Origin of the sequence: Paenibacillus sp. P3E (genome assembly GCF_001909045.1) — a bacterium.
Classification (GTDB): Bacteria; Bacillota; Bacilli; order Paenibacillales; family Paenibacillaceae; genus Paenibacillus_AQ; species Paenibacillus_AQ helianthi.
In genome coordinates this window covers 109,848-128,645 of sequence record NZ_LVWH01000114.1, presented here as the reverse complement: position 1 = coordinate 128,645, position 18,798 = coordinate 109,848, and the positions used below count along the sequence as shown (strand labels likewise).

Genomic DNA, 18,798 nt, shown 5'->3' with positions numbered 1-18,798 from the left:
ATCCTCACCCTTCTGTTCCTCCTGATGTTGTGTTGGCTTCTGTTCTAGAACAAAAATCTGTGGGCCAACCGCTCTATACGGGTCAGCAGCTCCGGCAGATGAAATGGCTTCACTACATAATCATCGGCTCCCATCTGCAAAGCATGAATAATATCGCGCTGGTTATTCCTTCCTGTCAGCATGATTACCAGAATATTCACTTCAGGGTAGTTGCTGCGAATCCGCTCCAGAACCTCCAGACCATCCAGCTCCGGCATGATTCCATCCAGCAAAATAATATATTTGCCGCCTTGCGCATACCAGTCCGATTCCAGAAACAGCGGACCGCTGGCATAGCTGCTGACCTTCACAGAGTCGATACCAGCCGGGTCCCAGGATGCAAAATGATGAGTCACAATCCGCCGGATCAGCGCATCGTCGTCCACAACAATCACATTCAGCAGAGATTCGGCTTTGCCTGTGTCCAGCTTGTCCGTATACAGGGTGGTCCGATTCCGTCCCGTATTCTTGCTGACGTAAAGTGCCTGGTCCGCTTCCCCGATCAGCCTGTCCGGTTCATTTACTACCTCACGGACCTCCGTAATACCGCCCGAGAAGGTCACTTGAAACTCCTCTTTTTTCGCGGTAAAGGTTCTTGCGGCAAGCTGCTGCTGGATCCGGTCCACGACCAGTAATGCAGAACCTGCATCCGTGTTAGGCATGAACAAGGCAAATTCTTCCCCTCCGAAGCGGCAAAAGGTATCTTCTACCCGAATCGAATGGCGCACGACCTCCGAAAAGGTCTGTAGTACTTCATCCCCGATCAGGTGGCCGTATGTGTCATTCACCAGCTTGAAAAAATCAAGGTCCATAAGGGCCAATGAAAATATCCGGCCGGTCCGGCGGAAGTCCGACACCAGCTGCTTCATGGTCTGGTTGAAATATCTGCGGTTGAATGCTCCGGTCAGCTCATCTACGATAATCGATTCCTGCCATTCCCGCTTCAGGTCAAATCGGTTCTTAATCAGCACCAGGAATAAATCGATATCCAGCGGCTTCGGCATATAATCCATCACGCCCAGTGAGTAGGCATACATCTGAATATCCTTGGCGTGCTCACCACTGACGATAATAATGGGAATCCGCTCTTTCTTCGCCTTGCCGATGATTTGCTTTAGCACATCAATCCCGCTTTGGTCCGGGAGCAGAACATCGAGCAGAATCAGATCCGGTTTGCCCTCATAAAATATCTTCAATCCGCGTTCCGCGGATAAGGCAATACTTACATAATAGGACTGCTTCTCCAGGGATTCCCGCAAAAAAGCAACCAGTTCTACATCGTCATCAATGATCAGAATTTCTTGCTGGATCGGCATGCCGTGAATATGCCCGGACTCCTGCGAACGGGAGCCAAGCAGCCCATCGTGTGCATCCATATCGTCGCCAAAAAGCTCCAGCAGGGGGTATAGATAATCTCCCCATTCCTCTTCCGGCCAACAGCGGTGGATATCCTCCGAGAAATAGAGCAGTGTGCTGTCTGCCAGCTTCTCGACTTTGATAAGGCCTACTGTTCCGGCGGTCCCTTTCAAGTTATGGAGGAAGCGGTAAATATCCTTTTCACTTACGAATTCCTGTGCAGACCATGTTTGGAGGGTTTGTCTGGTACGCTGCTCTACCAGCTCTTTGTATTTTCTCGTTGTCATCATAACTCCTTCGAGCTGCTAATATAGTACAAGCCAGTAACCATAGCTTCTTAACTCTGTCAACTGTATTCTATGTAAAATGGAGCTTAAGATCAAATCTGTAATCAGATGGACAAAAAAACTTCGGTTGTCGATTCCCCTTTCCTTTGCCATAATAATTGAAACGGTTCATTCCGTTAAAGCGGCGGATGAACAAAGCACTAGAAAAATATTAACTAAATAATAGGAGGCTTTTTCATTGAAGGGGATTATCACAGTACTGGGTAAAGACAAAGTTGGTATTATCGCTAAGGTATGCACCTATCTCGCGGGCCACAATTTGAACATTCTGGACATTTCACAGACGATTGTACAGGATTATTTCAATATGATGATGATCGTGGATATTTCCGCGCCCAGCAAATCTTTTGAAGAGATTGTGGAAGATCTGCAGCATGTGGGCGAAGAGATCGGTGTGGAAATCAAGCTCCAGCATGAAGATATCTTCAATATTATGCACCGGATTTAGACGGCTGAAGATAATAGATGTGACTATAATTTAAGGAGTTAAACCTATGATTTCAATTGGCGAAGTGCAGGAAACGAATAAAATGATCCGGGAAATGAATCTGGATGTCCGTACGATTACAATGGGGATCAGTCTCATGGATTGTGCCCACACAGATATGCGCGTGTTCAACCAAAATGTCTACGACAAAATCACCCGCTCCGCTGAGAAGCTGGTTAAGACCGGTGAGGATCTGGAACGGCAATTCGGGGTACCCATCGTCAACAAGCGGATTTCAGTGACCCCGATCTCCATCGCCGCTGGTGCAATTCATACTGATACCTATGTGCCGGTGGCCGAAATTCTGGACAAGGCGGCAAAAGAGGTCGGTGTAAACTTCATCGGCGGCTTCTCCGCACTGGTCCAGAAGGGCTGCACCAAAGGTGACCGGATTCTGATCGACAGTATCCCTGAAGCGCTGGCAGTTACGGAAAGAGTCTGCTCCTCCGTGAATGTCGGCTCCTCGCGCAGCGGGATCAATATGGATGCAGTGAAGCTGATGGGCGATATTATTCTTCAGACTGCAGAACGTACCAAGGACCGTGATTCCATCGGTTGTGCCAAGCTGGTGGTCTTCTGCAATGCGGTTGAGGACAACCCGTTCATGGCGGGTGCGTTCCACGGGGTCGGTGAACGCGAATGTGTTATCAACGTAGGTGTCAGCGGTCCGGGTGTAATCAAGCGGGCACTGGAGGAAGTGAAGGGCCATGACTTCGAGACTCTTTGCGAGACGATCAAGCGGACCGCCTTCAAGGTTACCCGTGTGGGTCAGCTGGTAGCCCAGGAAGCATCCAAACGGCTGAACGTACCTTTTGGCATAATCGATCTGTCGCTGGCACCCACTCCGCTGATCGGTGATTCTATTGCTGAGATCTTCCAGGTCATGGGGCTGGAGGAAGCGGGGGCACCCGGCACAACAGCCGCGCTCGCCATTCTGAATGACAATGTCAAGAAAGGCGGCGTTATGGCTTCCTCCTATGTGGGAGGACTCAGTGGCGCCTTTATCCCGGTCAGTGAAGACCACGGCATGATTCAGGCGGTGCAGCGCGGGGCGCTGACGCTGGAGAAGCTGGAAGCAATGACCTGCGTCTGCTCGGTCGGGCTCGATATGATTGCTATTCCTGGCAGCACAAGCAAAGAAACTATCGCAGGAATCATTGCGGACGAAGCCGCTATCGGCATGGTTAACAACAAGACTACAGCGGTCCGCGTGATTCCGGTCATCGGTAAGGAAGTCGGCGAAATGGTTGAATTCGGCGGGCTGCTCGGCTATGCGCCAGTTATGGCCGTGAACCAATTCGACTGCTCGGGGTTCGTGAACCGGGGCGGCCGTATCCCCGCTCCGATACACAGCTTCAAGAATTAGATCCATGAAGAAGCGCCGCCTGCCCGGGTAACGGGGAGACGGCGCTTTTTTTTGACCTGACGATTATGGAGAAGCCTCCAATGCTCATGCGCATAGCAAGGTCTCTATGAACATTGAGTTAAAAACATAAACGGCTTGTGCGTAGCCCTGTTAATATGCGGTTCAAGGCGTCACATGACCCAGCTTGCTGGCAGCCATCATCAGATATAATTCCTGAATCTGTTCTCCACTCTTGTCCAGTGCCAGGCAGAGTACTGCTCTAACCACTCCCTGCTGCTTGAACACAAGATTCTGCTCACCGTTGATCCAGTCCATTGCAATTTCCCATTCGCGCATCTGTTTCAGTACCCGCCGTGAGGTCAGAAGAGCCAGCACGCCCTTACGTCCTGCCATAGGCCTAAGAATGGTATGCACTTCCTGTCCGCCTCCATCGCCGATAAGTACAGGCTGCTCAGCCAGCAGCTCAAGCATTCCGCCAACATCATATGCAGTAAATGCCTCTGTGAACCTGCGCAGCAGCTGTTCTCTTGAAGCATCATTGCCGGCAGCCGGTTGCAGTGCCGAAGACGGTCTGGCTTGAAGCGTCCGCTTCGCCCGGCTAAAGATTTGCCGGCAGTTGCTCTCAGATTTGCCGACCATTTCTGCTATGGCATCATATTCGTACTGAAAAGCCTCCCTCAGCACAAACACAGCTCTTTCGGTTGGGGTTAGACGCTCCAGCAGCACCAGAAAAGCATAAGACAGCGTATCCTTCCGTTCCGCCGACGCTTCAGGCCCGTCATCCGCCTCACTTACCGGCTCCGGCAGCCACTCGCCAACATATGTCTCCCTGCGGCTGCGCGCCGAGCCAAGCATATTCAGGCAGCGGTTAGTGATCCCCTTGGCCACATAAGCCTTCATATTTTGAATACCGCCGGGTTCCCGGCGCTGCAGCTCTGCAAAGCAGTCCTGTACGGCATCCTCCGCATCGGCTACAGTTCCGAGCATTCTATAAGCAATCGAGAAGGCGTAACGATAATAACTGCGGTACAGCTCCTCCATGCGGCTTCCCGCCATTGTCTCCGGACCCGTTCGAATACCCGCCTTGCTTCCCCGGTCTTTCACTGCTGTCCCTCCTGTGCTTAATGACTCGCCGCTCCTATTTTAATTAAAACAACCGGGATACATTCCAGTAGAAATCGCGATCCGGTTCCAGTTGTTGATCGTATTGATCGCCAGAATCCAGTCCACATATTCCTCCTGGCTGAAATGTTCCATAACCTTGTCGTACAGTGCCACGGGAACACCCCCTTGACTGATAAGGGTAACAGCCTCAGCAAACTCAAGCAGCACCTTTTCCTTTTCTGTAAACAGCGGAACTTCATGCCATACACTAAGCAGCAAAATATGGTCTGCATAATCGCCCAGCTTCATTAAGTCCTTGGCGTGCATATCCAGACAGAAGGCGCAGCCGTTGATCTGGGAGACCCTGATTTTCACTAATTCATATAATACCTTATCCTGGATCCGCCCGCCCGCATGCTGCTCCATGGCCATCATTGCCCGAAAAGCCTGTTCATTTGCCGCTCTGTAATTAAATCTTAAACTCATTCTAATCGCCTCCATAATGTGTGTACATAATGAAGACAATGTGGCGTGGTGATTTGTGACAAACCGCTCCAAAGCACAAGAAAACAACCCCCCTATAAGGATTGAACCAGGAAAAGCCTCCCGGCCTGAGCTCAGGCTGAAAGGCTTTTGGCTTACATATGGCTTACAAAATGAGCATCCCTCTACTGCAGCATCAGGCTGCCGGAATGTCAGACCGCGGTATGCTTTGCCCTCTTGGTTTTTTTGATTGAGATCATCCGCCAGCCAGTCAGCAGAGCCGAAACTAGACAGATAGCCGACGAAGTCATGAATACGACATGCATGCCAGAGAGGAAAATATCCGGACGGTCCGGAATCAGGCCGGTTACCCGGTAGCCCGCTTTGCTGCTCATTACATGAAAGAGTAGGGTCGTGGCGATGGTGATCCCGACCACCATACCCACATTACGGACCAGCGAGTTAACGCTGCCTGCTGAGCCCAGCTGGGTTCGCGGCACTTTGGACATGATCAGCGAGTTGTTGGGCGACTGGAACAGACCGCTGCCGACTCCGAGCATGGCGATCCACACACCCACCAGGGCTACCGCGCTTCCGTCATGCAGGCGGGCCAGGCCGAATTGAGCGATGACCATCACAATCAGTCCGGCAAAGGTCAGGAACTCTGAGCCGATTTTATCGGACAAGGCCCCGCTCAGCGGTGCTACAACGACCATGGAAATCGGGAACAGCATGAGCAGGAAGCCGGCATAGAATGGCGACAGGTTCAGCATGTTCTGTGCATAGAACGGAGCAATAATGTTAAAGCAGAAGTTCGCCACGAATACCAGAAACGCACACAGAATGCTGAGTGAAAATAAGGGGTTCTTGAACAGCGACAGCTGCAGGAGCGGCTGGGTCCGGCGCAGCTCCACAATAATAAATGCAAGAAAGGCAGCCGCTGCGGCAATCAACGCCGATAGAATCCGGCTGTCCCCATATCCTAGCTGCTGTCCAAGCAGCAGACCGGCGAACAGGGTCACTATGAATATAGCGAACAACAGGCTTCCGGGAAGATCAATTCTGGATTTTACCCGGACCAGGTCCTTCGGAAGTACCTTCCACCCGAGCACAATAGCGATTAGGCCAATCGGAACGTTCACCCAGAAAATATATTCCCAGCCCAATGCGGAGACGATAATGCCGCCCAGGCTGGGACCTGCTATACTGCCGAGCGAAACGAAGGTCCCGATCAATCCAAGCGCTTTGCCCCGCTCCGTGGCCGGGAAAATGTCTGTGACAATTCCCTGGCTGTTGGCCATGGTCATTGAAGCGCCAATCGCTTGAATGACCCGGGAAGCAATCAGAAACGGCAGACTTGCACTCAGGCCGCAGAGCAGCGATCCGATGATGAAGATAACGGTTCCGATCTTGAAAATCCTAATCTTGCCGGCGATATCCCCCAGCTTTCCAAAGAACAATATGGCTGCGCAAATCGCCATCAAATAGCCGGTTGTAACCCACTCGACCTGTGCCATCGGCAGCTGCAGCTCCTTTACGAGCACTGGCAAGGCAATATTTACAATGCTTCCGTCAAGTGTGGACATAAAGGTGAACAAATTCAGAACGATTAAAATGATCCAGCGTTTCTTCTGAACCGCCGCATCCTCCTGATAGGTTGCACTGATTGTACTCAATTTCAACACCCTCTTCGAACATTTTTCGCATATAGTTGCGTCCGCAACGAATAGATCTTTCCCAGTGTACTCCAATTTAGTTGCATGCGCAACTATATTAATGTACTATCAAGTGGAAACGGCTTCGCCGTCCTTTTAAGGGACGGAATCCGTTTCAGCGAGAAATAGAAGGATGATTTATAGCGTGAAACTTATAAATCCTTATATTTTTGAGTTGAGCCTGCTGACAGCAGGATTTTGACCAAAGAGGTGTGCAGGTTGAATATGAAAAGAGAACCCATCGGCAAGCTGATCTCCCAGCTTCATCGCCAGCACCAAAAGTGGCTGGTCAAAGAACTGTTGCCTTATGGCATCGGCAGCGGCGGGCAGCACAGCTTCTTGAAGCTGATTCTGAGCCATCCGGGCATCACACAGGATCAAATGACAAGTGAAATGAAATTCGATAAAGCCACTACCGCCCGCTCAGTGAAGATGCTTGAGGAAGCCGGATACATTGAGCGCAGAACCGATCCCAAAGACCGGCGTTCGTCCCTGCTCTATCCGACAGCCAAGGCATTGGAGTTCGCCCCGGTTCTGCAATCGGTTCTGGCAGAGCTGAACCGCAAGCTTACCCTCGACTTCACTGCGGATGAGGTAGACCAGCTTGTTATTTTACTGCAAAAGGTCTATAAAAATTCAGAGAACCTGTGAACGAAAGTGCAAGCAACGTAAGCGCCGCATCATGAGTATAGCTACAGGCCGGAATCCTCCTCAAGGGGACTCCGGCCTGTGTCTCTGCTATATGGGAAATCATACTTCAGTGTTCAGTTCTTCCAACGTCATTTAACGGACTGGTGCCGAATGTCGCTACTGGCTCGTGTAAGTGGTGCCCGCAAGCTTCGTAACCTCTTGGGTTATGTCCTCTCCGCCCATTCGTTTCCACTTGGCTACAAAGAGGTCAAAATCACTGAGAGGCGAATCACCCACGATGATATTCAGGAAGGTTTCGCTCTCCAGCTTCTGCAGTTCAGGCCACTTGCTCCGCATATGCAGTGTACTTCCGTAAAAGACACTGCGTACTCTCTCGATCGCTGTCGTAGACAATACTGCGACTCCGTATTTGTAGGCATTTGCCGCTTTCCAGCCCTCCAGATTTTTTTTGGGCTGCTCCTCCTCTGCAAGCCAGTGCTCATAGAGCACTCTGGTGTCAGGGTCCAGTGAATCCGGATCGATCTTGCCGTGAACCGCCTGCTGCACATCCGCATAATGCTTCTCGATAGCGTCTGCATAATCAATCAGCAGATCGAACGGGTAATACGCCCGAGGCTGAATGCCGGTCTGCGCCGAGAAATCATCCAGGCTCCGAACCGCCTCCTCATTCGGATCTCTTCTACGCTCCAGCCGGGTGAAGGCATTCAGCAGCTTCACTACGGCTTCAGGATGCTCATAACCCTTGCGGACAACCAGATAGCGGTCGGTGACCGGAGCCATATGGGTCACGAATTTGCCGGATGCATCAAGCGGGGCGGCATAGGCCCGCCACTCCGCCTTGGTATCCGCAGCAACAGCCTCCGACAGCGGATAGTAAGGCATCCACCACGGGCCGAAGAACATCCCCGATTTACCGGAAATGATCGGTTCCTGCGTTTCCTTATACAAGGCAAAGTCAGGATCAATGAGTCCCCGCTTGTACCAGTCAGCCAGCTTGCCCAGTGCCTCCTTGGTCTCCGGGGTAATCGAACCATAAACAATATGACCCTGGCTGTCCTTGATCCAATTGGTGGGAAAGGCATGAAATGCGCTGAATAGGGTATCTAATCCGTTGACATGGGGTTTTGTGCCGTACACGATATTGTTATAGGCGCTTAACCCTACGGTGTCCCGCTTGCCGTTTCCGTCCGGGTCTTTCTCGATAAATGCCTTGGCAATGGCTTCAATATCCGCAAAGGTACGCGGAGCCGGCAGCTCCACCTTGTCCAGCCAATCCTGACGGACCCACAGCAGGGACGGCGAATCCGCGTTAATCGCCACGTTGGGCAGACCGTACAGCCTGCCGTTCCGGGAGGCATCCCTAAGCGCTTCACCTTGGGTGGAATCATACATATCCTTGATCAGCTCGGAAGCATACTCCTTGTAGGTTTCGGTCAGATCCGCAATCATATCGCTGTCCATCAGCGTTTTGAGCTGGTCCCTGTCGACCACGATCGCGTCCGGGAGATCGTTGCTGTCGATCGCCAGTTGTACTTTTTGCGTAAAAGTTTCTTCACCCTTCGCTTCCCAGGAATGAATGACCTTAATATTCGTCAGACTCTCCAAATAACGTGAAATCGGGTTATTGTCGTTGCTGTCTCCCGTATTAAGCCGGGAATCGGGCACTTTGAAACCTATCCGCATCATTACCGGATTCTCGTATCTCCCGTAAGCAGCCGCATCTGGATGATTTGCCGGATTTGCAGCACTTGCTGAGCCGGCAACCGGCATACTGCCTCCCCGGCAAGCCGTCAGGGAGAGCAGAGCCGCGGCGGCAAGAACATATTTCACCATTCTCCTCACCTCTCCATCCCCTCCGCACGATATTCGCTTGGCAGCTTACCGACATGTTCACGGAACAGCCTGCTGAAGTAGCGGTCATCCTCAAATCCAGATTTGCCTGCGATTTCACAAACCGGATAATGGGTCTCCAGCAGAAGAGTTTTGGCCAATTCCAGACGCATGCTCCGCAGGCTCTCGCCAAAGGTCTCCCCGGCAAAACGGGCAAAACACTGGCTGAAGTAGCCTCTGCTCATATTGATCTCGGCGGCAACATCCCCTTGGTTGATTTTATCTCCTGCATGGGTTCTCATGAAGCGGACTGCACGAATCAGACAGAACATGACCTCTTTGCTCAGTCCGAGCTCAAGCATACGCCGCTGGACACACCCGGAGAACTGCCGGAGCCAGTTTTTCCATGGATACCAGTTCAAGTTCCCGGTAACAGATATTTCCAGTTGCTCTGATTCTTCTGCCTTCAGGATCAGTCGGCTCCAGTCCTGGAGCAGCGACTGACTGAATGCTGTAATGTGTTCATGCCCCGGCTGAAGCTGCTGCACCCTGGAGGTGAACACTTCCCAAGCTTCGTGGTCCAGCGTCCATCTCAGATTCAGCCCTTCAGCCAAAATCTCTTCTCCGGCGGGATGCCGCTCACCGGCCATTCGCTTCAGTTCACCAAAGTTCAGTCGGGCAGGCTCCTCCGCCCCGCTATAGTAAAAAAGCGCTTGCCGCAGCGTCTTGCCCAGCACATCTTCAACTTCCTGAAGCTGCCGGTCTCTCAGCCCGCTAACCAGCGCCGCCCGCCACCGTCCGCCTAGTATCCTTGTGAATTCCAGACAGGCTTCATCCACAGTAAAACGGCTGAGCAGCGGGGTCATCCACATGTCCTGAATAGTGATTAGCGGATTATTCTTCGTTACTGCAAGCTGAAACAGTTCTTCTTCACTGCCACCCTGCAGCCGTGGAAGATAGATCAGCGCCAGGTCAGCAGCCACCACCCGGCCCTCTCCACGTGCCAGCAGCTCCCTCGTGCTGTCTTCCCATTTCACACGCTCAACCAGCCGGCGGATGGTCTCATCGGCATTCTCCACCTCCAGCAGGGTTTTGACAATGTAATCAACGGCTCCGAGGCGCAGTGCCTCCTGTACATAATCAAATTCATGATGGCAGGTCAGCACCACACAGCGAATAGCCGGAAAGCGCTGGCGCACTTGCCGGATCAGCTCAAAGCCGGACATACCGGGCATGGTCAGATCGACAAATAAAAGGTCTGTCTCCTGCTCCAGGAGCAGTGACAGTGCGGCGTTGCCGTCACCGGCTTCGCCGACGATCACCACCCCGAAGGACGACCAGTCAATCAGCGAGATGAAGCCTTTGCGCACCAGGCGCTCGTCATCGACTACAACAGCTTTAATCATCGAAGTCCTCCTTGCCTTTAATGGGAATGATAATGGAGATGGTGGTTCCTTCCCCTACTGCACTGTGAATCTGCAGGGTCATCCGCTCTCCGTAATACGTCCTCAACATACGCATGACGTAGGAGAATCCAATCCCAAGCCCGCGCTTTCCAACTTCACCGTCAGCCAGCAGCTCCCCGATCTGGACCTCATCCATACCTGTTCCGTTATCCCTGACACACAGCTGCACTTCCCCCGGACCATGGGCCGTAATAATGACATCTACCCTGCCGTTGTCGCTGAGTCCATGATAGATCGAATTTTCAACCAGAGGCTGGAGCAGGAAGCGCGGAACCGCTGCACTCAGCACCGCTTCTTCTGCCAGCACATTGAATTCAAACTCATAATCATAGCGGATTCGCTGCAGCTCCATATAATTGCGGATCGCTTCAATCTCCTCGCCAACCGTAACGATAATACTCTGTTTGCCAAGATTATAATGAAGCACCTTCACCAGCAGCGTAACCAGCTTGTCGATCTCCTTCTGGCCGTTCAGCCGTGCAAGCCATTGCACTGTATTCAGTGTGTTATGGAGAAAATGAGGGTTGATCTGGCTCAGCAGCTTCTCGATTTCAAATTGGCTTTTCTGCTTCTCATTGCGGGCTACAGCCAGGATCAGCTCGTTGACCTGATCCTTCATCTGCTGAAAGTTCGTCAGCACGAAGTCGAACTCCTCGACATTAGTGAAGGCTACCGGAGCCGTTACATTCTCTGCCATACGGATAATTTCGAGGTTCACCTTACGTAATGGGCCATAGATCCTTCTCCAGATCAGCCAAGCCAGCATTCCGGCAAACAGCAGCGTTAACAGGGCGAGCAGAATCATTTTGTAGAACCAGGTATAAATTTCGCTGTTAAATACTGATTTCTTAACGACAGCTACAAGCTTCCACCCTTGCGGACTCTCGTAACGGAACAGATGATAGCCATCAAGCTCCTCATGGGCAGCCCCTGTGCTTGTGCCGGCAGCATCGACAACCCGTGCAGGCACTTGGCCGTCAATGATATTCGTAGCCGTGCCATCCTGGTTGACGAGCAGATGATTCACCTGCATCCCGTAAGCCTGGGGATTAAAAATTTTGCGCAGCAGACTGTAGTTCGTCTCCAGATAAACATACAGATCATGCTGGCCGTTCACCCGGACGATTCTCCGCTCCGAAAACACAACATTGTCGCCAACCGCATACATCGTCCCATGGGGCCCGTAATAATCAGCCCCGTTGTAACGCATAAAGGATGGGAGCCGGCTGATATCAAAATTCCGCCGTGTGCTCATATTGGTGAACAGCACCGGGTCCTCGCTGCCCGGCATAATATAGGCCGTCAGACCGATGTAGGGATTGGTGAAGTTCACGAGATTAATCTTCTCATTGATGGAATTCATGATCTGGGATTTGCGGTAGATCTGCTTCTCCTCCAGAAAGGACGACATCTCTGCTACGATTTGACCGTCCAGCGCAAACTGCTTGGAGGCGAAATCCAGATTATCGATGGCATTCTCCAGGCTGAGCGCTTCCTGCCGCAGACTTGCGCTGATGCCGCTGCCGATTTTGCCGGAAAGAATGGAATAGATTGAAGTATACGAGACCATTCCGACAATAAGCAGCGGCAGCAGAGTTCCGACCAACAGGTAGATCACTAAGGTCGTCCGCAGGGAATGGCTTGCCGGAGCATGCCTTCCCCCGTTCTTTTTGAGCATCCGCACGTCCTTTTTCTCCTCCAATGAAAGCGTTTTATCCAATACTGATAGAATACCAGATTTACGCTAACTCGAACAGAATAAGGCAGAGCAGCTTCATCACCGCCCTGCCTTGCTCCTAGTTGTCAGAATGGCTTATTTTACACTTTTTCGGGCCTCAAACAGCTCCTGTGCTTTCTTGACAGAGAAGTCCATCACATCGGCATACCCTAGGCCGTTCACCTTGTCATGCATTTCTTTGTTCAATTTGTCGAATTCAGCCTGGTTCTTGGCAAAGACCATTTTCCAGGAAATTTGCTGAATCACCGTACCAATTTGTTTATTCTTCTGTTCCAAAGTTTTATCCATCGTCAACGGTTCTTTCCCGGTGAAGCCCTGAGGGGCAACGGCAAGCAGATTATTTTTCTCAAAATATTCCTTCGCCGTCAGCACGCCCATCTTTGCTCTCCAGTCACTGTCCAGCTTCGACGGGTTGCGTTCCAGGGATGTTTTCCACAAATTGTGGTCATAAGGCTCGCTGGTCTGCGGATTCACCATGGCCGGAACCACGAATGAGAAGTTCATCTGATTCGAGCCGTAATAGTAGTCCCCGCCGCCATATTCATCCGGAACCTTGGTGTTCTGCTGATCAGCGTATGCCTTCCAGCCGAAGTCAGTAACGACCGGTTTGCCGCTGCTGTCGATATCCCAGGTCAGTCCCTTCGGTCCATTCGGTACCGCTGTTCCGCTGCCTGCTGAGATCATTGCGCCTTCCGGTGTATACATCCAGTTGATAAATTCCATAATCCGCGCCGGGTCCTTGGCCTTCGCACCGATGGAGATGATCCCGTTACCGCCGTATACATTGAAGCCTGTGGAATACATCAGCTCATCCTTGAACGGTACAAGAGCGAAGCCCTTGCCTTCCGCCGTTCTTTCCGGTGTATTGTAGTTGGCAGCACCCAGCCACGGGAACCAGGAGAAGAGCAGACGGCCATCCTTGTACTTGGCAACCACGTCATCAAATTTCTGTGTCAGCGAATCGGGATCAAGCAGTCCCATCTGATTGGCTTCAAAATACAGCTTGAGCGATTTCATGTACCAGCTGTCGTCGGAGAGAAAATCATAATACTTCTCTTCATCCGCTTTGACATATAGGGCAGTGTCAGGAATTTCATCATAGCCCATCATATTGGCGAACTGTTTCGCCAGTGTCATTTTATAGTTGCCGTCCCAGTCGGACCAGAGCGAGAACGCATAGGTTTTTTTACCCAGCTCATTCTTGGGTTCCAGCTCCTGCATCTTCTTCAGCACCGGCAGATAATCCTCGATCTTGCTGATTTCCGGAGCTCCGATTTGCTGATAGAGATCCCAGCGCAGGTCCGGTCCCCAAGTCATATCCTTGCCCTCGGAAGGTCCAGACGGGTTCGTCGCCACACTGTTTCCCATCCCGTAGACCGCGCTGCCTCCGCCAAAAGCGACCTTTGCTTTCTCAATGGCTTTGGGAAATTGCTTCGCAATATCCGGGGCGTACTTGTCGAGCAGCCCGTCTTTGGTCCAATCCAGCAGCAGGTTGCCCTTGATGGCATTCGGATAGTGGTTCTTGTCATCCCCGAAGATGATAATATCGCCGAGATCACCGGAAGCCATCATTGCTGAGATTTTGGTGTCACCGCCAGTCAGATTGGAAGCTACGATTTCCAGCTCAATATTGAACTTGTCTTTGATCAATTTGGCGAACCAGCCGGTCTGCGGGCCTGCATAGTTAGCTGTGGTCGAGAATACCGTCAGCTTCAGCGGCTTGGAATTGTCGGGTGCCCCGTCACTAGGCGCTGTCGTTTCCGCTGCAGCATTGGTTGCTTCAGCCGTAGGCTTATCAGTAGCCTTCGCTGTGTTCGTCTTGCCCGAATTCCCGTTCCCTCCGCCGCAGGATGCCAGAACCAGCACCAGAACCATGCTCAGCAGAAGAAGCGGCAGCTTATTTAATCTCATTGCGTCATACCCCCTAATGAATTGGTAAAAGGTGAAGAGTGCTCCTAAGTTAAAGCTCCGCCTGCCGGCAGAGCCGAACTCCAGCCATACCTGCTTTTACGGACCGGTCAGCCCTTGACGGCGCCGATCATGATGCCTTTGACAAAAAAACGCTGGAAAAACGGATATACTATCAGAATGGGCAGCACAACGATCATCGTCACCGTCATCCGCACAGAGGTTGGCGTCTGCATGTTCTGCACACTGGCCGCCATATCCGGGGAACTTCGGATGAGTGCGGCCAGCGAGCTGGACTCATTCAGGTATCTCCAGAGCAGGAACTGCAGCGTGAAATATTTGGTGTCCGTCATCAGGAATGCCGTATCAATGAAGGAGTTCCACTGGTTGACCGCCGAGAAAATCGTAATGGTGGCCAGAATCGGGGTGGTCAGCGGAACGATAATACTCCAGAAGGACCGCAGATACCCTGCGCCGTCCATGGCTGCCGACTCCTCCAGCGAGGGCGGAATCGCCTCGACGAAGGTTTTGACAAGAATGATGTTGAACGGAGTAATGATCGTCGGCAAAATATAGGCCAGATAGTTGTTGGTTAAATGCAGGTTGTGCATCGTAATATACCAGGGAATCAGCCCTGCGCTGAAATACATGGTGACGACGACGCTGCGGTACCAGACCTGCCGGCCCCACATTTCCTTCTTCGTGAACAGATAACCGAGAAAGGCGGAGGCGCCCACCGTGAGCAAGGTACCCACTACAGTCCGGTAGACCGAGACCAGCGCCGCGTGGCTGAGCCCGCTGATCCGCAGCACCTTAGAATAGTTGTCGAAATGGATCTGCTGCGGATAGAACTTGATGTAACCCGCCGCGCTGAGATCATTGGAGCTGATGGTGTTAATGAACAGGTAATAGAAGGGATAGATGCAGCTCAGGGTGAACAATCCAAAGAGCACATAGATGATTCCCTGGAACAGGACATCGCCGGGTTTTAGCTTTTTACGCAACTGGAATCACCGTCCTTAAATAATCGATTCATCGCGCACAACCTTAGACAGCGTGTTAGCCGCAAACAGCAGAATGACACTGACGACCGACTTCAACATGCTGACTGCTGTGGCAAACGGAAAATTGTTGGCAAACGCAATATTGTAGACGTACAAATCCAGCACCTCTATCGCATCCTTGTTCATGGCGTTCTGGAAGGCAAAATACTGCTCCATGCCGTTGTTGACAAAGTTCCCGATGGAGAGCAGCAGCAGTACGAAGAACGTCGGAATGAGGCCGGGAACGGTGATATGCCAGATTTTGCGGAACCGGCTGGCCCCGTCTACTTCTGCCGCTTCATACAGCTCCTGGTCGATGCCGGCAATGGCCGCCAGATAGAGAATAGCTCCCCAGCCCAGGGACTTCCACCAATACCAGGCAATCATCGTCACCCAAATATGCGAGCTGGAGGCCAGGAAATTGAATTCCTCATTCACGAAGCCCAGCTGTATCAGAATGTGGTTCACCACTCCGTTGTCGACCGAGAACAGTGAGAAGGCCAGGGCATAGACCAGAATCCAGCTGATAAAATTCGGTATCGTCGTCAGCGTCTGCACGAACTTGCGGTACCAGCCTGCCCGTATCTCCGTAAGGAGAATAGCGAAAATAACCGGAAAGACGGAAGTCACCAGCCCGAGTGAACTCATGGCTACCGTATTCTTCAGTACGCGCAGCACCTCTGCTGTCTGGGTAGGATTGGCAACAATGGTCCTGAACCACTTCAGCCCTACATACGGCGTGTCCGACAGCGGAATACCGGGGATGAAATCATAAAAAGCGTAGATCCACCCGCTAACCGGCAGATAATAGAAAACAAAGGTCACTACAAGAAAAGGAAGCGCCATAAGAAACAGTTTGTATTTATTCTGCAGCTTCCTGCGGGATGGCCGGACCGGACCCACACCGCGGAGCAGCTCGCCTGAAGGTACCCCCATATCAAATCTCCTCTACCCGGATTTTTGTTTACGCTTTCATCTTAGTGCATAACGAATCTTCGCCGGGAGAGAGGGCCGGTAGGCCTTCTGCGAGAGCGGTAATACAGTTCCGGACCATTTTCACAGGTCAGTGGACCAATTTCCCGTTACATTTATTGCTGTCAAAAAAAAGGAACCGGCCATCTGCAAGCTCTGCAAATGAACAGTTCCTTCTTATTTACCTCCTATATCCATGCGAACGCGAGGGTGCAGCGCTTGTCTCTCTGCATCGCCTCTCCCCACTTAAGCCTTGTCAGCAATCATGCGGTTCGTTAGACTCCCTAGCTTCTCGATCTCCACCGTAACCTCGTCACCCGGCTGCAGGTAAATCTGCTGCTCCGGCGGATATCCCATCACAACCCCCTCCGGGGTTCCTGTAAGAATGATATCCCCTGGCGTAAGCGTCATGCAACCGGAGATGTAGCTGATGATCTGCTGGCAATTGAAGATCATATCCGAGGTATTGGAGTCCTGCCGGACCTCCCCGTTCACCGAGCTTCTAATGCGCAGTAAACCGGGATTCTCCACCTCGTCTTTCGTTACCACATAAGGCCCGGCTGGAGCAAACCGGTCGCACGATTTGCCTGCAAGCCACTGGCTGGTGCGCGTCTGCAGATCACGTGCGGACAGGTCATTTGCAGCAAAATAACCAAACACCGCATCAAGCGCCTCTTCTTCACTTACGTTCTTGGCTGTCCGACCGATCACAATGCCCAGCTCAGCTTCATAATCGACCTTCTGCGTGGTGCCCGGAAGCGGAACTTCCATGCCGTGTCCGGCCAGGCTATTCGTAAATTTGCTGAAAAGAATCGGATATTCCGGCAGCGGCATTCCGGTCTCTTCGGCATGTCTGCGGTAGTTCAACCCGATACAAATGATTTTGCCGGGATCTGCCACACAAGGCGCGAATTCAAGCGAGTCTTCCTCTTTATAAAAGGCGCCTTCGCCCTGGACAGGCAGATTACCCACGAATTCGCGTAAACGGCCGAGCGCCGCCTCTCCTCCGTCCAGCAGTTCTCTTAGCGTTGCCGGAACAGCTTCTGCAGCCCGCTCTGGCACCGCATGCAATGCCGCCGCCACATCCAGGATGCCTTCTGCCTGTTTTACACCGAGACGCAGCGTTCCTGATTCCCAAAAATTCAATAGCTGCATATCCGTCCCTCCCCCAAATTCAGAATATCGTTCCAAGCTCAGTTCATCTTACACCTATGTATCCCCGGCTTCATGCTTCATCAGCAGGAGAGCCGGACGGACGGCTTCCCGCTGTGCATCTCAGCCTGCAAAACGGTTGCCCTTAACTCCCTTCACGCCCGTGTCCGCCTTGAACAATCCGCCGGCTAAGGGCCAGCGTTGCAGTTCCTCAGCACTCATGCCAACCCGGGCAGTGGTAATATAGAGCTCGTCCAGATGTTCACCTCCGAAAACACACGAGGTCACGAACGGTGCGGGCACTTCGATCTTCCCGATCTGCTCCCCGGTGTGCGGATTCCAGCGTGAGACACAGCTGCCGTTCCAATGGGCAACCCAGATCATTCCCTCGCTGTCAACGGTCATTCCATCCGGACCGCCTGCGCCTTCCGGGAACTCCACCACAGTTCTGCGTCCGGTTACAGTGCCATTCTGCAGATCATAATCCATTACATCGACTCTCCGGGTCAAGGTATCAATGTAATACATCAGACCACGGCTATCGTCCCAGGCCATGCCATTGGAAATTCCGATACCAGACAGCACCTTACGCACTTCGCCTTCCGGCTCCATCACATATAAGCTTCCCGCATCCCGTTTGTCCTCCATACTCATGGAGCCGAACCACAACCTGCCCTTGCTGTCGCATTTCGCATCGTTTAACCGGTTCCCGGGAAGCTCTGTCTCCACCGCGGCCAGTAATTTCAGAGACCCGTCTTCTTGAAATTTGTAGATCCCATCCTGCAAGGCGACTACCCAGCCGCCACCAACGGATGGAACCGCCGCACTGATCATTTGCGTGAAGGTATAGATCTTCTCATTCAGCGTCCGGGAATCAACAATCCGCAGCTGCTTCCCTTCAATATTTACCCATAACAACTCTCGTGCCTCAGGGTCCCAATGGGCACCCTCGCCAAGCTCCGCTTGGGCGTCCAGCACCAGTTCAGCCTGTATGATCAATGGATATCCTCCTCATTCACTCCAGAATATGACACTTCCTTTTCCATTCTACCTTCACTGAGTTTAATTATCCACTTTCAATGAATATGACAGACACCTGTCCAGTTAGGCATGGTATTCTGAAGGCAATCATAAATCATAG

General features: G+C 52.0%; 15 protein-coding genes. 3 read left to right on the top strand and 12 right to left on the bottom strand.

The window, feature by feature from the left end:
• Window positions 1-44: 44 nt before the first annotated feature.
• Window positions 45-1,682 (bottom strand): diguanylate cyclase, encoded by a 1,638-nt coding sequence (locus A3842_RS10765; RefSeq protein WP_074087747.1) that lies wholly within the window; start codon window positions 1,680-1,682, stop codon window positions 45-47.
• Window positions 1,683-1,920: 238 nt separating this feature from the next.
• Here A3842_RS10765 and A3842_RS10760 point away from each other — a divergent pair, with 238 nt between their 5' ends.
• Together A3842_RS10760 and A3842_RS10755 are read left to right on the top strand one after the other, a co-directional pair.
• Window positions 1,921-2,190 carry an ACT domain-containing protein gene (locus A3842_RS10760; protein WP_074087745.1) on the top strand — a complete coding sequence of 90 codons (270 nt, stop codon included), beginning with the start codon at window positions 1,921-1,923 and terminating at the stop codon, window positions 2,188-2,190.
• Between the two features lie 49 nt (window positions 2,191-2,239).
• Window positions 2,240-3,595 (top strand): PFL family protein, encoded by a 1,356-nt coding sequence (locus A3842_RS10755; protein ID WP_244169765.1) that lies wholly within the window; start codon window positions 2,240-2,242, stop codon window positions 3,593-3,595.
• A gap of 162 nt (window positions 3,596-3,757) precedes the next feature.
• Here A3842_RS10755 and A3842_RS10750 read toward each other — a convergent pair whose 3' ends face one another.
• From A3842_RS10750 to A3842_RS10740, 3 genes are all read right to left on the bottom strand, one after another.
• Window positions 3,758-4,651 carry a sigma-70 family RNA polymerase sigma factor gene (locus A3842_RS10750; RefSeq protein ID WP_074087828.1) on the bottom strand — a complete coding sequence of 298 codons (894 nt, stop codon included), beginning with the start codon at window positions 4,649-4,651 and terminating at the stop codon, window positions 3,758-3,760.
• Window positions 4,652-4,738: 87 nt separating this feature from the next.
• Window positions 4,739-5,185: a carboxymuconolactone decarboxylase family protein gene (locus A3842_RS10745; protein ID WP_074087741.1), complete on the bottom strand. Its 447-nt coding sequence runs from the start codon at window positions 5,183-5,185 to the stop codon at window positions 4,739-4,741.
• Between the two features lie 209 nt (window positions 5,186-5,394).
• Window positions 5,395-6,858 carry an MFS transporter gene (locus A3842_RS10740; RefSeq protein ID WP_074101388.1) on the bottom strand — a complete coding sequence of 488 codons (1,464 nt, stop codon included), beginning with the start codon at window positions 6,856-6,858 and terminating at the stop codon, window positions 5,395-5,397.
• 264 nt (window positions 6,859-7,122) lie between these two features.
• Here A3842_RS10740 and A3842_RS10735 point away from each other — a divergent pair, with 264 nt between their 5' ends.
• Window positions 7,123-7,548 carry a MarR family winged helix-turn-helix transcriptional regulator gene (locus tag A3842_RS10735; RefSeq protein WP_074087826.1) on the top strand — a complete coding sequence of 142 codons (426 nt, stop codon included), beginning with the start codon at window positions 7,123-7,125 and terminating at the stop codon, window positions 7,546-7,548.
• Between the two features lie 156 nt (window positions 7,549-7,704).
• Here A3842_RS10735 and A3842_RS10730 read toward each other — a convergent pair whose 3' ends face one another.
• From A3842_RS10730 to A3842_RS10695, 8 genes are all read right to left on the bottom strand, one after another.
• A complete protein-coding gene (locus A3842_RS10730) occupies window positions 7,705-9,381 on the bottom strand; it encodes an extracellular solute-binding protein (protein ID WP_074101386.1) in 1,677 nt (558 codons plus the stop codon).
• A gap of 5 nt (window positions 9,382-9,386) precedes the next feature.
• Window positions 9,387-10,784 (bottom strand): response regulator transcription factor, encoded by a 1,398-nt coding sequence (locus A3842_RS10725; RefSeq protein ID WP_074101384.1) that lies wholly within the window; start codon window positions 10,782-10,784, stop codon window positions 9,387-9,389.
• Window positions 10,777-12,522 (bottom strand): sensor histidine kinase, encoded by a 1,746-nt coding sequence (locus tag A3842_RS10720; protein ID WP_074101427.1) that lies wholly within the window; start codon window positions 12,520-12,522, stop codon window positions 10,777-10,779. The genes A3842_RS10725 and A3842_RS10720 overlap by 8 nt, the downstream gene beginning before the upstream one ends.
• A 135-nt stretch (window positions 12,523-12,657) precedes the next feature.
• A complete protein-coding gene (locus tag A3842_RS10715; RefSeq protein WP_074101381.1) occupies window positions 12,658-14,493 on the bottom strand; it encodes a type 2 periplasmic-binding domain-containing protein in 1,836 nt (611 codons plus the stop codon).
• 107 nt (window positions 14,494-14,600) lie between these two features.
• Window positions 14,601-15,494, bottom strand: a complete 894-nt coding sequence (locus A3842_RS10710; protein WP_074087733.1) for a carbohydrate ABC transporter permease — start codon at window positions 15,492-15,494, stop codon at window positions 14,601-14,603.
• Window positions 15,495-15,509: 15 nt separating this feature from the next.
• Window positions 15,510-16,469 (bottom strand): ABC transporter permease, encoded by a 960-nt coding sequence (locus A3842_RS10705; protein ID WP_074087732.1) that lies wholly within the window; start codon window positions 16,467-16,469, stop codon window positions 15,510-15,512.
• A gap of 282 nt (window positions 16,470-16,751) precedes the next feature.
• The gene (locus A3842_RS10700) at window positions 16,752-17,660 is read right to left on the bottom strand and encodes a fumarylacetoacetate hydrolase family protein (RefSeq protein ID WP_074101379.1); all 909 of its coding nucleotides are present in this window, start codon (window positions 17,658-17,660) and stop codon (window positions 16,752-16,754) included.
• 120 nt (window positions 17,661-17,780) lie between these two features.
• Window positions 17,781-18,656, bottom strand: a complete 876-nt coding sequence (locus tag A3842_RS10695) for an SMP-30/gluconolactonase/LRE family protein (RefSeq protein ID WP_083609553.1) — start codon at window positions 18,654-18,656, stop codon at window positions 17,781-17,783.
• Between the last annotated feature and the right edge of the window lie 142 nt (window positions 18,657-18,798).

Bases quoted from the DNA above. Each gene is read 5' to 3' on its own strand.
- A3842_RS10765 (WP_074087747.1), bottom strand. From the start codon at position 1,682: ATGACAACGAGAAAATACAAAGAGCTGGTAGAGCAGCGTACCAGACAA.
- A3842_RS10705 (WP_074087732.1), bottom strand. From the start codon at position 16,469: ATGGGGGTACCTTCAGGCGAGCTGCTCCGCGGTGTGGGTCCGGTCCGG.
- A3842_RS10730 (WP_074101386.1), bottom strand. From the start codon at position 9,381: ATGGTGAAATATGTTCTTGCCGCCGCGGCTCTGCTCTCCCTGACGGCT.
- A3842_RS10720 (WP_074101427.1), bottom strand. From the start codon at position 12,522: ATGCTCAAAAAGAACGGGGGAAGGCATGCTCCGGCAAGCCATTCCCTG.
- A3842_RS10750 (WP_074087828.1), bottom strand. From the start codon at position 4,651: ATGGCGGGAAGCCGCATGGAGGAGCTGTACCGCAGTTATTATCGTTAC.
- A3842_RS10735 (WP_074087826.1), top strand. From the start codon at position 7,123: ATGAAAAGAGAACCCATCGGCAAGCTGATCTCCCAGCTTCATCGCCAG.
- A3842_RS10715 (WP_074101381.1), bottom strand. From the start codon at position 14,493: ATGAGATTAAATAAGCTGCCGCTTCTTCTGCTGAGCATGGTTCTGGTG.
- A3842_RS10745 (WP_074087741.1), bottom strand. From the start codon at position 5,185: ATGAGTTTAAGATTTAATTACAGAGCGGCAAATGAACAGGCTTTTCGG.
- A3842_RS10700 (WP_074101379.1), bottom strand. From the start codon at position 17,660: ATGCAGCTATTGAATTTTTGGGAATCAGGAACGCTGCGTCTCGGTGTA.
- A3842_RS10725 (WP_074101384.1), bottom strand. From the start codon at position 10,784: ATGATTAAAGCTGTTGTAGTCGATGACGAGCGCCTGGTGCGCAAAGGC.